Consider the following 12,330-nt stretch of genomic DNA (forward strand, 5'->3'; position numbering starts at 1 on the left):
CTCTTCTGGCTCGAAGGGTGAGACGCGAAGGTTGTCCCGTGGACAGCGCCCCTTCCCGGGACACGTGCGGTAGGGTGCCTGCCATGTTCGCGCTTTCGACCCGGAACCAGACCCGGAACTGGTGGTGGACCGCTTCTCCGGCGGCCCACTGATCGCGCGTACCAAGACTTCGCGAAGGCCGCCCGAGGGGCGGCCTTCGGTGTGTCCGGGGTCGTTCCTCTCCGTCAGAAGATCGAGAAGGAGCCCCCGTGAACCTCCAGGACCTGCTGTCCGACCACCGCCCCTTCGCCCTGCTCCGGCGCCGCGTCCCGGGCCGTGACGAGCACCCGGTGGAGCTGCTGCTCGGCCCGGTGACCAGCCGCGACCGGCTCGCCGACCTGCCCGACGAGGGACTCGCGCTGGTCCCCTTCCGGCAGATCCGCGAGCGCGGCTTCGACGTCCGCGACGACGGCACGCCGCTGCTGGTGCTGACCCCCGAGGAGTCCTGCGAGATCCCGCTCGACGTCGCGCTGTCCCAGCTTCCGGCGCACGAGGTGCGCGTGGCGGGCGGTGGCTTCGACGTCGGCGACGAGGCGTACGGCGAGATCGTCGCCCGGGTGCTGGAGCAGGAGATCGGCCGGGGCGAGGGCGCGAACTTCGTGATCCGGCGCACGTACGAGGGCGAGATCCCGGGGTTCGGCCGGGCCGACGCGCTCGCGCTGTTCCGCCGGCTGCTGGAGGGCGAGCGCGGCGCGTACTGGACCTTCGTCGTGCACACCGGGGACCGCACGCTGGTCGGGGCCAGCCCGGAGGTGCACGTCCGGATGTCCGGCGGCACGGTCGTCATGAACCCGATCAGCGGGACGTACCGCTATCCCGCCGGGGGGCCGACCCCGGAGCACCTGCTGGACTTCCTCGCCGACGGCAAGGAGACCGAGGAGCTGTCGATGGTCGTCGACGAGGAACTGAAGATGATGTGCACCGTCGGCGACATGGGCGGGGTCGTCGTCGGGCCGCGGCTGAAGGAGATGGCCCACCTCGCGCACACCGAGTACGAGCTGCGCGGCAAGTCCTCCCTGGACGTGCGGGAGGTGCTGAGGGAGACCATGTTCGCGGCGACGGTGACCGGGTCGCCGGTGCAGAACGCCTGCCGGGTCATCGAACGGCACGAAGCCGGCGGACGCGGCTACTACGCGGGCGCGCTGGCCCTGCTCGGCCGGGACGGTGGAGGCGCGCAGACCCTGGACTCCCCCATCCTGATCCGCACCGCCGACATCTCCGCCGAGGGGCGTCTGCGCGTGCCGGTGGGCGCCACGCTGGTGCGCGGCTCGGACCCGGCGGGCGAGGTCGCGGAGACGCACGCGAAGGCGGCGGGGGTGCTGGCGGCCCTCGGGGTACGGCCTTCCCGGCCGCGCGCGGAGCGGGAGCGGCCCCGGCTGGCCGACGACCCGCGGGTGCGGGCGGCGCTGGACGGGCGGCGGGCCGCGCTCGCGCCCTTCTGGCTGCGGATGCAGGAGCCGGCCCAGGAGCTCACCGGCCATGCCCTCGTCGTCGACGGCGAGGACACCTTCACCGCGATGCTGGCGCATGTGCTGCGCTCGACCGGCCTGGAGGTCAGCGTACGGCGGTACGACGAGCCGGGACTGCGGGCGGCCGTGCTCGCGCACGGGGGCCCGGTGGTGCTCGGCCCCGGACCGGGCGACCCGTCCGACCGGACCGATCCGAAGATGCGGTTGCTGCGCGAGCTGACCGCCACCGTGATCCGGGAGCACCGGCACGGGGTGCTGGGGGTCTGCCTGGGCCATGAGCTGATCGCGGCCGAGCTGGGGCTGGACATCGTCCGCAAGGAGGTGCCGTACCAGGGGGCGCAGACCACGATCGACCTGTTCGGCCGGGCCGAGACCGTCGGCTTCTACAACAGCTTCGTCGCCCGCTGCGACGACGAGGCGGCCCGGGAGCTGGCCGCGCACGGCATCGAGGTGAGCCGGACCGCAGGCGGCGAGGTGCACGCCCTGCGGGGTGCGGGCTTCGCGGGTGTCCAGTTCCACCCGGAGTCGGTGCTCAGCCTGAACGGGGCGGCGATCGTGCGGGAGCTGGCCGGCCGGCTGCGCGGGACGGGCACGTCCTGCGAGCCGCGGCCCGCCGGGTAGCCCAGGACGTCGTCGTCCTCTGCGCGTGACGCCGCCGCGGTGGCCGCGGCGGCGTCACGGGGGTGGTGCGAGGTCTGTGTGATGACAGGCGGGCCGGCTGCCGGGGTCAGCCGAAGAAGACCCCGATCTCCGCGTACAGCTTCGGGTCCACCGTCTTCAGCTTGGCCGTGGCCTCGGCGAGCGGGACGCGGACGATGTCGGTGCCGCGCAGGGCGACCATCGTGCCGAAGTCGCCGTCGCGGACGCAGTCGATGGCGTGCAGGCCGAAACGGGTGGCCAGCCAGCGGTCGAAGGCGCTGGGCGTGCCGCCGCGCTGGACGTGCCCGAGGACCGTGGTCCGGGCCTCCTTGCCGGTGCGGCTCTCGATCTCCTTGGCCAGCCACTCGCCGACCCCCGAGAGCCGGACATGCCCGAAGGAGTCCAGCGACCCGTCCTTGAGCACCATGTCGCCGTCCTTCGGCATGGCACCCTCGGCGACGACGACGATCGGCGCGTACGACGCCCGGAAGCGGGAGGTGACCCAGGCGCAGACCTGGTCGACGTCGAAGCGCTGCTCGGGGATGAGGATGACGTTGGCGCCGCCGGCCAGGCCCGAGTGCAGGGCGATCCAGCCGGCGTGCCGGCCCATCACCTCCACGACCAGGACCCGCATATGGGACTCGGCGGTGGTGTGCAGCCGGTCGATCGCCTCGGTGGCGATGTTGACGGCGGTGTCGAAGCCGAAGGTGTAGTCGGTGGCGGACAGGTCGTTGTCGATCGTCTTGGGCACCCCGACGCAGGGCACCCCGTACTCGTCGGACAGCCGGGCGGCGACACCGAGGGTGTCCTCGCCGCCGATCGCGACGAGGGCCTGGACGTCCAGCTTGGCCAGGTTGTCCTTGATCCGGCGGATGCCGTTCTCCACCTTGAGGGGGTTGGTGCGCGAGGAGCCGAGGATGGTGCCGCCGCGGGGCAGGGTGCCGCGCACGGCGGGGATGTCCAGACGGACCGTGTCGCCTTCGAGGGGGCCGCGCCAGCCGTCCCGGAAGCCGGTGAAGTCATAGCCGTACTCCTGCACGCCCTTGCGGACGATGGCCCGGATGACGGCGTTGAGCCCGGGGCAGTCGCCGCCTCCGGTCAGTACTCCGACCCGCATGGAAATGTCCCTTCGCCGCGGTTCCCTGACACAGAGTCACGCTAGTGGTGATTCGCGTCACATCGGGAGAGGCGGGAAGGGTGATTCGTGGCGGACGCCTCCGCGGCGGGGGCTACGCGTCGTCCAGCCCGCGCTCTATGGCGTACCGCACCAGCTCGACCCTGTTGTGCAACTGGAGCTTGCCGAGGGTGTTCTGGACGTGGTTCTGGACCGTGCGGTGGGAGATGACGAGGCGTTCGGCGATCTGCTTGTAGCTCAGGCCCTTGGCGACCAGCCGCAGCACCTCCGTCTCCCGGTCCGTCAGCCGGGGCGCCCCGGGCTCGTCGGTGTCGGGGGCGGCCACGGGCTCGGCGGCCAGCCGGCGGTACTCGCCGAGGACGAGCCCGGCCAGGCCCGGCGTGAACACGGGGTCGCCGACGGCGGTACGGCGCACGGCGTCCAGCAGCTCCTCGGTGGAGGCCGACTTCAGCAGGTAGCCGGTCGCGCCGGACTTCACGGCCTCCAGGACGTCGGCGTGCTCACCGCTCGCCGAGAGGACCAGGACGCGCAACCCCGGGTCGTGGCCGACCAGTTCCTTGCACACCTGGACGCCGGGCTTGGCGGGCAGGTTGAGGTCCAGCACGAGGACGTCGGGGGCGGCGGCCATGGCGCGGCGGACCGCCTGCTCGCCGTCGCCGGCGGTCGCCACCACCTCGAAGCCGGACTCGGCCAGGTCCCGGGCGACCGCGTCGCGCCACATGGGGTGGTCGTCCACCACCATCACCTTGATCGGGTCCTGCTGCTCGCTCATCGCCGCTCCGCCTTCTTCCCCCGCGCCCGTGCGGCGCTCTTCGGTACCTTCAGTTCCACTTCCGTGCCCTGCCCGGGGACGGAGACGAGTTCGGCGCTGCCGCCCAGGTCGCGCAGCCGCCCCCGGATCGACTGGGCCACGCCGAGCCGGCCCTCGCCCTCGGCCTGGGCGAGCCGGCCCTCGGGGATGCCGGGGCCGTCGTCCCGGACGGTCACGACGATCTCCTCCGGCTCGTCCTCGACCAGGATCCAGGCCCGGGCCCCGGCCCCCGCGTGTCTGCGGACGTTGTCCAGGGCGGCGCCGACCGCGGCGGCCAGCTCCCGCGCGGCCGGCCGGGGCAGCTCGACCGGCGCCCCGGGCTCGGCCAGGCTCACCCGGGCACCGGCGTACGGCGCCAGCAGGGAGCGCAGATCGAGCGGGGCGTCCGGTTCGTCCTCGTACGGCTCCTCCACGGCCCGTACGAACGCCCCGTCGGAGGCGTCCTCGGACACCCGGGAGACGGGCACCAGACCGCCGGAGACCAGCGTGCGCAGCGCCACCTCCTGCTCCCCCGCGAGCCGTCCCAGCTCGGCCGCCTCACCGCCGATGACCGTGCCGCGCCGCTGCACCATCGCCAGCACCTGGAGCACCCCGTCGTGGATGTCCCGGGCCAGCCGCTCCCGCTCCCGGGTCGCGGCCTCGATCTCCAGGGCGCGGGCCAGGGTGCGCTCGGAGGCGCGGGCGACCTCCACGACGTAGCCGATGGCGATCGAGGCCACCCAGACCAGGATCACGTTGTGCACGGTGTCCAGGGCGGGGTGGCCGCGCTCGACCAGGTTGGCGGCCGCCACCGGCGTGGAGGCGACCGCCGCCCAGCGCCAGCCGCCCTTGAGGGCGAAGGCCAGCACCGAACCGGCGGTCCATATCGACGGCAGGGTGGGCCCGTCGCTCGCGATCCGCGCGTGGCTGTCGGCGAACGGGGTGAGCAGGATGCCGACGAGGGCGATGGTCAGGTCGGCGGCCAGGAAACGCCTGGTGCAGCTCGCCGCGTTGCGCACCCGGGGCAGGGTGGCGAGGGTCCACACGAGCAGGACCGCGTAGTAGGCGACGGCGATCCAGGGGCGGACGAAGTGGGAGTACGCGGTGGCGCACAGACCGATGGCGTACAACACGGTCAGCACGCGGTAGCCGGTGAGCGCGCGCCACAGCGGCAGCTCGACCGACATCCTCATGACGCGCTCGCGCTTGGGCATGTCCCCCCGTCCCCCGTCCCCTGGATCCCCCCGGGCTCCCCTGCTCCCCGGCTAGCCTTCCGCCTTCTTCTTCTCGGCCTCCCTGGCCTTCTCCGCTTCCTTGGCCGCCTTCGCCGCCTCCGCGATCTGCCGCTTGGCCGCCGTCGCGTACATGTCGACGTACTCCTGGCCGGAGAGCTTCATGATCTCGTACATGACCTCGTCGGTCAGCGCGCGCAGGACGAAGCGGTCGTGCTCCATGCCGTGGTAGCGGCTGAAGTCCAGCGGCTTGCCGATGCGGATGCCGGGCCGCATCAGCTTCGGCATCACCTTGCCGGGCGGCTGGATCTTCTCGGTGTCGATCATCGCCACCGGGATGACCGGCGCGCCGGTGGCGAGCGCCACGCGCGCGAGGCCGCCGGGCTTGCCCCGGTAGAGCCGCCCGTCGGGCGAGCGGGTGCCCTCCGGGTAGATACCGAACAGCTCGCCGCGCTCCAGCACCTCTATGCCGCTCTTGATCGCGGCCTCGCCCGCGCCGCGCGCCCCGGAACGGTCCACCGGGAGCTGTCCGACGCCCTTGAAGAAGGCCGCCGTCAGCCGGCCCTTGACGCCCGGGGTGGTGAAGTACTCGGCCTTCGCGATGAAGGTGACCTTGCGGTGCAGGACCGAGGGCAGGAAGAACGAGTCCGAGAAGGACAGGTGATTGCTCGCCAGAATGGCGGCGCCCTCGGCCGGTACGTTCTCCAGGCCTTCCACCCAGGGCCTGAAGGCGACCTTCAGCGGTCCCCCGATGGCGACCTTCATCGTCCCGTACAACACCCGTGTGCCTCCTGTTTCCGTCGGACAGACCTTAACCCGGAGGACCGTCGATGGACCCGACGACCCTGGTCGGTGTCAGTGCGGTCGCGTACGGTGAACCACATCCGCGCGTTGTCCCCTCGCCTCTGCCGGCCATCGGTGGGGGCCCTCTCAGAAAACAGGAGCGTCGAAGGTGCCGGTCCTCCCCGGAGCCGAGCCGTACCGCCACGAGGGCGGGGAAGTGGGGGTCCTCCTCTGCCACGGCTTCACCGGCTCGCCCCAGTCGCTGCGCCCCTGGGCGGAGCACCATGCGGCGCACGGCCTGACCGTGTCGCTGCCGCTGCTGCCCGGCCATGGCACCCGCTGGGAGGACATGCAGGTCACCGGCTGGCAGGACTGGTACGCGGAGGTGGACCGCGAACTGCGCGTGCTGTCCGAGCGCTGCTCCCGGGTGTTCGTCGCGGGCCTGTCGATGGGCGGCGCGCTGGCGCTGAGACTGGCGGCCCGGCACGGCGAGCGGGTCGCCGGCGCGGTGGTCGTCAACCCGGCGAACCGCGTGCACGGCCTGTCGGCGTACGCCCTTCCGGTGGCACGGCATCTCGTGCGGACGACGAAGGGCATCGCCAGCGACATCGCGAAGGAGGGCGCGGCCGAGCTGGGCTACGACCGGGTACCGCTGCACGCGGCGCACTCGCTGCGGGTGTTCCTGCGCCGGCTGGACGGCGAGCTGCCCCAGGTCACCCAGCCGTTGCTGCTGCTGCGCAGCGCCCAGGACCATGTCGTCCCGGCGGCCGACTCGGCGCGGGTGCTGAGCCGGGTGTCGTCCACGGACGTGACGGAGACCGTGCTGGAACACAGCTACCACGTGGCGACGTTGGACGAGGATGCGGACCGGGTCTTCGAGGAGAGCCTCGCCTTCATCGGCCGGCTCGCACCCGGTGTCGGTGAGGAAGGGACGGCCACAGGTGGCTGAGCACGAGTCCGGCCGCGAGGACCACGAGGGCCGCGAGCCGGACGAGCAGAAGGTGCCCTTCGACGAGGACGCCGCCTGGCGGGCCATCGTCGCCGGGTACGGCGACGAGCCGCCGGATCCGCCGGGCTCCAGGCCCTTCAAGCCGGTGGAGGACCTGGCGCTGCCGGAGCCGGAGAAGGACGCCGAGAGCGACACCGGCAAGGCACCGGTCCGGCCGCTGGGCAGCTCGGTCTCGTTCGCGCCCGGCGTCGGCCCGCGCGACTACACGGCTGCGGAGCCCTCCGAGGACGACTTCGACGAGGACGACGAGGGCCACTTCGAGCCGCCGGAGCCGCCGCCGCTGCCCGCCGCCGATGCCACGGCGAAGTTCGCGTGGCTGGGTGTCGTCGGCGGGCCGGTCCTGGTGCTGCTGGCGGTGCTGCTCCGCTGGGACATGACCTGGTGGCTGACGACCCTCGGCGTCGGCGGCTTCCTCGGCGGCTTCGCCACGCTGGTGATGCGGATGCGCACGGACGACGAGGAGGACGACGACCCCGGGCGGGGCGCCGTGGTCTGAACTTTGTACAGGTCGCCGCCGGCTCGCCTATCGTGAGCCCATGCCGCGTGACACGCTCACCCCGGGACAGATCGTCCGGACCGCCGTGGAGCTTTTGGACGACGAAGGTCTCGAAGGGCTGAACATGCGCAGCCTCGGCACACGGCTGGGGGCCGCGGCGACCGCCGTCTACTGGCATGTGAAGAACAAGGACGACCTCGTGCTGCTCGCCGCCGACCGGGTGTGGCAGGAGATCGAGCTGCCGGCACTCGACGCGGCGGACTGGCGGGGGGCCGCCACGGCGATGGCCGACCGGCTGCGCACGATGCTCGTGCGGCATCCGTGGCTGGTGCAGGCGATCGGCTCCCATCTGCTCTACGGCACCGGGAAGGCCCGTTACGACGACCATCTCCTCGGCGTCTTCGAGACCGCCGGGTTCTCGGCGCGGGAGGCGGACCGGGCGGCGGGCGCGGTGGTGACGTACGTGCTCGGGAACGCGCTCGGGGCGTCGGCGACGGCGTCCTTGTCGCGCAGGCTGCGGCGCGCCGGCGAGGACGCCGAGGGGCGGTTCGAGGAGACGCTGGCCGAGGCGGCGAAGGCGGCGGAGGGGTTTCCCCGGCTGCGGGCGCGGCTCGACACGAGTGCGGCGACGGCCGCGGGGTACGCCGACGCACCGGACGGGACCTACGCGGCCGGGTTGCGGGCGCTGCTGGAGGGACTGCGGCCTGACGCGGTGCGCGACACTGCCTGAACGAGTCGGTGCCGCCGACGAGCGCCCCGAAGGGGCGCGGGGGACCACGCGACCAGCCCCCACGCGCCCGCAGCCGCGTACGGCGAGTCAGACCCGGTTGAAGAGACGCCCCGCCAGGTCGACCCCCGTCACCGTGCCGTCGGCCGCGCGGGAGAAGAAGCCCCGCTGGCCCTTCAGGCCGCCCTCGACGACGAGGTACTCGTCCCCGGGCAGGAAGCCGATCTCCGCCGCCGGATAGTCCGGCGGCATCTGCGCCTCGGACGCCGCGCGGATCTCCGGCTTGATGCCCACGGCCAGCGTGAGCCGGCCGTCCCCGGCCACGATGTCGAGGTTCAGCGCGTCGATCTCGTACCGCCCGGCGGCCTCCCGCGCCCGCTCCTCGTCGTACGGCAGCGGCTCGGGCTCCCGCTCGACCACACCGAGGAAGAGCTCCAGCGCCTGCTTCAGCACCGCCTGGTTGAACTGGTAGCCGTCCGGGCCGGCATTGGCCAGCGAGACGACGGCGAAGTCCCGTCCGGGCACCAGGAGGAGCTCGGCGAACTGCCCGTTGCCCGAGCCGCCGTGGCCGACCGTGCGTACGCCCTCCACGTCCCGCAGGAACCAGCCGATGCCGAAGGCGTCGCCGAGCGTGCTGCCCCGCAGTGCGACGGTCGGTTCCTGCATCCGGCGCAATGACTCGGTGGCCAGCACCCCCTCCCCGTCGCCCAGTTGGAACCGCGCCCAGCGCAGCAGGTCGCTCGCCGAGGAGACGACGCCGCCGCCGGGGTTGTTGCCGCGCAGTCCGGCCCGCCAGGACTTCCAGGGGCGGGCGAGGGTGAGGGTGCCGTCCTCGGCGCGGTTGTGGCCCGTGGCGAAGCGCCGGACCACGACGTCGTCGAGATCGAAGACGGTGTCGGTCAGGCCCAGCGGCCGCAGCACCAGATCGGCCAGCGCCTTCTCGAACGTGCTGCCGGTGACGTTCTCCACCACCCGGCCGAGCAGGTTGTACCCGGCCTGGCTGTAGGAGGCCCGGGCACCGGGCGGCGCGATCAGCGGCAGCCGGTCCAGCTGTCCGACGAACGCGGCGAGCGAGCCGTCGCCCTCGTCCGCGTCGATCAGGTTCCAGTCCAGGCCGGCGGTGTGGTTGAGCAGGTTCAGCACGGTGATCCGGGCGGCGGTGTCCTCGTCGGCGAGGCGCAGCTCCGGGACGTACCGGCGGACCGGTGCGTCGAGGTCCACCCTGCCCTGCCCGGCCAGGCGCAGCAGCGCGGTCGCCGTGAAGGTCTTGCTCACCGAGGCGATCGGGAAGAGCGTGTGCTCGTCGACGGGCAGGGGGTGTTCCACGTTCGTCACGCCGTGCGCGACGTGGATCTCCTCGCCGCCCGTCAGTACGGCGACCGCGGCCCCCGGCACCCCGTACTCCTTCGCCGCCGTCTCCACGAACGCGGCCAACCGCTCACGCCTGCCGGACATCGGACTCCCCCTCCTGGCCTCTGGGACCAAGCGACTTGAACTAAGTACAGGAAGGACTGTAGGCGAGCGCGGTGAGGCGCACAAGGCGTTTCCTGTACTTAGTTCAAGAAGGCCTCACGCCACGGGTACGCGCAGTGCCGCCAGCACCGGGAGGTGATCCGTGGCCGCGTCCAGGTCGGCCCTGGTGACACCCGGCTGGTCCAGCGGGACCCCGCAGCCGAGCGTCTCGATGCCCTGCGTCGTGAAGACGGCGTCGATGCGCTCCGGGGGCTCGCTGTGCGGCCAGGTCTCCTCGCCGCCCCAGGGGGCGGCGGCCCGGCAGTCCTTGAGGGTCGCGGAGACCAGGCGGAAGGCGGGGCCCTCGGGACCCTCGTTCAGGTCGCCGCCGGCGACGACGTGCTCCACCCCCAGGGCGGCGACACGGTCCAGGAGCAGGGCGGCCTGCGCGTACCGCTCCGTGTCGTCCAGGCTCAGATGGCAGCTGATCACGCCCAGCCGGGCCCCGCCGAAGCGGATCACCGCGGTGGCGAGGCCGCGCCGGTGCAGGCCGGGGGTGAGGGGCAGCAGGAGGTCCTCCGTCCGCTCCACGGTGGCCCGGAGCGAGCAGAGGATCGCCGGACCCGCCGCGGTGGCGCCGCCGGTGAGGATCACCTGGCCACAGGCCGCGGCGAGCCGGGCGAGCTTCTTGCGCCAGCGGAAGAAGCGGGGGGCTTCCTGGATCAGGACGAGGTCGGGGGCGCAGGCGGTGATCACTCTCGCGAGGGCGTCGGTGTCGTCGCGCATCGAGCGGATGTTGTAGCTCAGGACGCGGATGACGGATGAACCGTCGGCTTCTGTGCGGGAGTTGGGGAGCAGGGGGGTTGCCATGCCGTCAATGTACGACGCGCTCGGGGCGGGGGCGCCCAACAACTCGGGGCGCGGGGTTCGTCGCGACCGCCGGTGGTGGATGGCTGGTCGCGCGGTTCCCCGCGCCCCTGAGGTCGGCGCAGCGGCCGCGGCCGGGAAGCGAGCGTCACATGATCGGGTCGGGCTCCCGGGCCAGGTCGGCCGCGCCCACCAGGCCCGCCTTGTTGCCGAGCTGGGCCGCGATCACGTCGGCCACCGGACGCCAGTTGCCGCCGACCAGCCAGCGCTTGTAGGACTTGCGGATCGGGTCGAGGACCAGTTCGCCCTCGTCGGACAGACCGCCGCCGACGATGAACGCGGACGGGTCGAAGAGGGAGGCCAGGTCCGCGAGGCCCGCACCGGCCCAGCGGGCCAGCTCGCGGTAGGAGTCGACGGCGACCGGGTCGCCCTGACGGGCGGCCATGGAGATGTGCTTGCCCTCGATGCCGTCGGGGGTGCCGTCGCCGAGGCCGAGCAGGATCTCGGCGTGCTCGGGGGTGGCGTTGGCGCGCTGCTTGGCGTACCTGACGAGCGCACGGCCGGAGGCGTACTGCTCCCAGCAGCCCTGCGAGCCGCAGCCGCACAGCAGACCGTCCGGGACCATCCGGATGTGCCCGAACTCCGCGGCCACGCCGAAGTGGCCCCGGCGCAGCTTGTTGCCGATGATGATCCCGCCGCCGAGGCCGGTGCCGAGCGTGATGCAGATGACGTTGCGGTGGCCCTTGCCGGCGCCGAATTTGTACTCGCCCCAGGCGGCGGCGTTGGCGTCGTTCTCGACCACGACCGGGAGGCCCACGCGGGCCTCGACCTTCTCCTTCAGCGGCTCCTGGCGCCAGTCGATGTTCGGCGCGAAGTACACCGTGGAGCGCTGCCGGTTCACGTAACCGGCCGCACCGATACCCACGCCGACGATCTCGTGTCCGGCGCGCGCGCCCTCCACCGCCGAGGCGATGGCGTCCACGATGGCCTCGGGCGTGGTGGGGGTCGGCACCTTGAAGGTCGAGAGGATGTTGCCTTCCTCGTCGACCACGCCGGCCGCGATCTTGGTGCCGCCGATGTCGACGCCGATGGTGAGTCCCATGAATCCCTCAGTTTCGGTCGAGCCCCGCTACGGCCAACCGTACCCGAGGCCCTGCTGGAGAAGGGCTTCAGTCCAGGTCGATACGTTCCCCCGGGCCGGTGCCCTCGCCCCGGTCGTGCCGGCCGTCCGGCCCCTCGCGGGTGAGGTCGTCGGCCGTGCGGGCGGTCCAGCGCTGCTCCTGCGCCTGGACGGCCGAGCGGTAGGCGGCGAGCAGTTCACCGCCGGCCGCGGCCAGGTGGTCGAAGACGTCGGGGTTGCGGTCTATGACGGGCTCGACGGCGGCCTTGGCCTGCTGGACGACCTGGCGCACCACCTGCTGGGCGGCCGGTCCGGCGAGGCTGCCGAGGAGCGGTGACGAGAGGCCGGAGAGCTTGTCGGCCACCGTGTCCACGAGTTTCTTCAGTTCCTCGGCGGCCGAGCCCGGCTCCGGGCCGTACTCGGTGCGGCGGCGGGCCTTCTCGGCGGCGAGGTCCTCGGCGCAGGCCGTGGCCCAGGCGTCGGCGTCGGCCGCCCGGCCCTGCTCCTCGGACGAGTCGGATGCGGGACGCTCTTCGCTCATGGCGGACTCCTGACTACGGTTCGCCTTTACG

The 12,330-nt window shown here is 72.7% G+C and carries 12 protein-coding genes; 4 read left to right on the forward strand and 8 right to left on the reverse strand.

From position 1 onward, the window contains the following. The first annotated feature begins 248 nt into the window (after window positions 1-248). Window positions 249-2,129, forward strand: coding sequence for an anthranilate synthase family protein (locus IO33_RS0119295; protein ID WP_031166572.1), 1,881 nt, complete (start codon window positions 249-251; stop codon window positions 2,127-2,129). A gap of 106 nt (window positions 2,130-2,235) precedes the next feature. On the opposite strand, the gene IO33_RS0119300 is transcribed toward IO33_RS0119295, so the two are convergent. The 4 genes from IO33_RS0119300 to IO33_RS0119315 all read right to left on the reverse strand — a co-directional run bounded on the left by IO33_RS0119300 (window position 2,236) and on the right by IO33_RS0119315 (window position 6,069). Next, entirely contained in the window at window positions 2,236-3,264 is a 1,029-nt protein-coding gene (locus IO33_RS0119300; protein ID WP_031166574.1) for a 6-phosphofructokinase, read from the reverse strand. Window positions 3,265-3,376: 112 nt separating this feature from the next. Beyond that, a complete protein-coding gene (locus tag IO33_RS0119305) occupies window positions 3,377-4,054 on the reverse strand; it encodes a response regulator (RefSeq protein ID WP_031166576.1) in 678 nt (225 codons plus the stop codon). Continuing rightward, entirely contained in the window at window positions 4,051-5,286 is a 1,236-nt protein-coding gene (macS, locus tag IO33_RS0119310) for a MacS family sensor histidine kinase (protein WP_031166578.1), read from the reverse strand. The genes IO33_RS0119305 and macS overlap by 4 nt, the downstream gene beginning before the upstream one ends. Window positions 5,287-5,337: 51 nt before the next feature. After that, window positions 5,338-6,069, reverse strand: coding sequence for a lysophospholipid acyltransferase family protein (locus tag IO33_RS0119315; RefSeq protein ID WP_051926857.1), 732 nt, complete (start codon window positions 6,067-6,069; stop codon window positions 5,338-5,340). A gap of 187 nt (window positions 6,070-6,256) precedes the next feature. Between IO33_RS0119315 and IO33_RS0119320 the strand changes: the two genes are divergently transcribed. Genes IO33_RS0119320 through IO33_RS0119330 form a run of 3 tightly spaced genes read left to right on the forward strand, consistent with a single transcriptional unit; the run spans window position 6,257 to window position 8,322 of the window. After that, on the forward strand, window positions 6,257-7,036 hold the full coding sequence (locus IO33_RS0119320; RefSeq protein ID WP_031166582.1) for an alpha/beta hydrolase: 780 nt from the start codon (window positions 6,257-6,259) through the stop codon (window positions 7,034-7,036). Then, on the forward strand, window positions 7,029-7,592 hold the full coding sequence (locus IO33_RS0119325) for a hypothetical protein (RefSeq protein WP_031166584.1): 564 nt from the start codon (window positions 7,029-7,031) through the stop codon (window positions 7,590-7,592). The genes IO33_RS0119320 and IO33_RS0119325 overlap by 8 nt, the downstream gene beginning before the upstream one ends. 40 nt (window positions 7,593-7,632) lie before the next feature. Continuing rightward, the gene (locus IO33_RS0119330) at window positions 7,633-8,322 is read left to right on the forward strand and encodes a TetR/AcrR family transcriptional regulator C-terminal domain-containing protein (protein ID WP_031166586.1); all 690 of its coding nucleotides are present in this window, start codon (window positions 7,633-7,635) and stop codon (window positions 8,320-8,322) included. 87 nt (window positions 8,323-8,409) lie between these two features. On the opposite strand, the gene IO33_RS0119335 is transcribed toward IO33_RS0119330, so the two are convergent. From IO33_RS0119335 to IO33_RS0119350, 4 genes are all read right to left on the reverse strand, one after another. Continuing rightward, on the reverse strand, window positions 8,410-9,774 hold the full coding sequence (locus tag IO33_RS0119335; RefSeq protein WP_031166587.1) for a serine hydrolase domain-containing protein: 1,365 nt from the start codon (window positions 9,772-9,774) through the stop codon (window positions 8,410-8,412). 114 nt (window positions 9,775-9,888) lie between these two features. Continuing rightward, window positions 9,889-10,641 (reverse strand): endonuclease/exonuclease/phosphatase family protein, encoded by a 753-nt coding sequence (locus tag IO33_RS0119340; RefSeq protein WP_031166588.1) that lies wholly within the window; start codon window positions 10,639-10,641, stop codon window positions 9,889-9,891. 145 nt (window positions 10,642-10,786) lie between these two features. Then, window positions 10,787-11,740, reverse strand: coding sequence for an ROK family glucokinase (locus IO33_RS0119345; protein WP_031166589.1), 954 nt, complete (start codon window positions 11,738-11,740; stop codon window positions 10,787-10,789). Between the two features lie 67 nt (window positions 11,741-11,807). Next, complete coding sequence (locus IO33_RS0119350; RefSeq protein WP_031166591.1) at window positions 11,808-12,299, reverse strand: DUF5304 domain-containing protein; 492 nt, start codon at window positions 12,297-12,299, stop codon at window positions 11,808-11,810. Window positions 12,300-12,330: the final 31 nt, after the last annotated feature.

Origin of the sequence: Streptomyces durhamensis (genome assembly GCF_000725475.1) — a bacterium.
Classification (GTDB): Bacteria; Actinomycetota; Actinomycetes; order Streptomycetales; family Streptomycetaceae; genus Streptomyces; species Streptomyces filipinensis.

Bases quoted from the DNA above. Each gene is read 5' to 3' on its own strand.
- IO33_RS0119300 (WP_031166574.1), bottom strand. From the start codon at position 3,264: ATGCGGGTCGGAGTACTGACCGGAGGCGGCGACTGCCCCGGGCTCAAC.
- IO33_RS0119305 (WP_031166576.1), bottom strand. From the start codon at position 4,054: ATGAGCGAGCAGCAGGACCCGATCAAGGTGATGGTGGTGGACGACCAC.
- macS (WP_031166578.1), bottom strand. From the start codon at position 5,286: ATGCCCAAGCGCGAGCGCGTCATGAGGATGTCGGTCGAGCTGCCGCTG.
- IO33_RS0119315 (WP_051926857.1), bottom strand. From the start codon at position 6,069: ATGAAGGTCGCCATCGGGGGACCGCTGAAGGTCGCCTTCAGGCCCTGG.
- IO33_RS0119330 (WP_031166586.1), top strand. From the start codon at position 7,633: ATGCCGCGTGACACGCTCACCCCGGGACAGATCGTCCGGACCGCCGTG.
- IO33_RS0119335 (WP_031166587.1), bottom strand. From the start codon at position 9,774: ATGTCCGGCAGGCGTGAGCGGTTGGCCGCGTTCGTGGAGACGGCGGCG.
- IO33_RS0119340 (WP_031166588.1), bottom strand. From the start codon at position 10,641: ATGGCAACCCCCCTGCTCCCCAACTCCCGCACAGAAGCCGACGGTTCA.
- IO33_RS0119345 (WP_031166589.1), bottom strand. From the start codon at position 11,740: ATGGGACTCACCATCGGCGTCGACATCGGCGGCACCAAGATCGCGGCC.
- IO33_RS0119350 (WP_031166591.1), bottom strand. From the start codon at position 12,299: ATGAGCGAAGAGCGTCCCGCATCCGACTCGTCCGAGGAGCAGGGCCGG.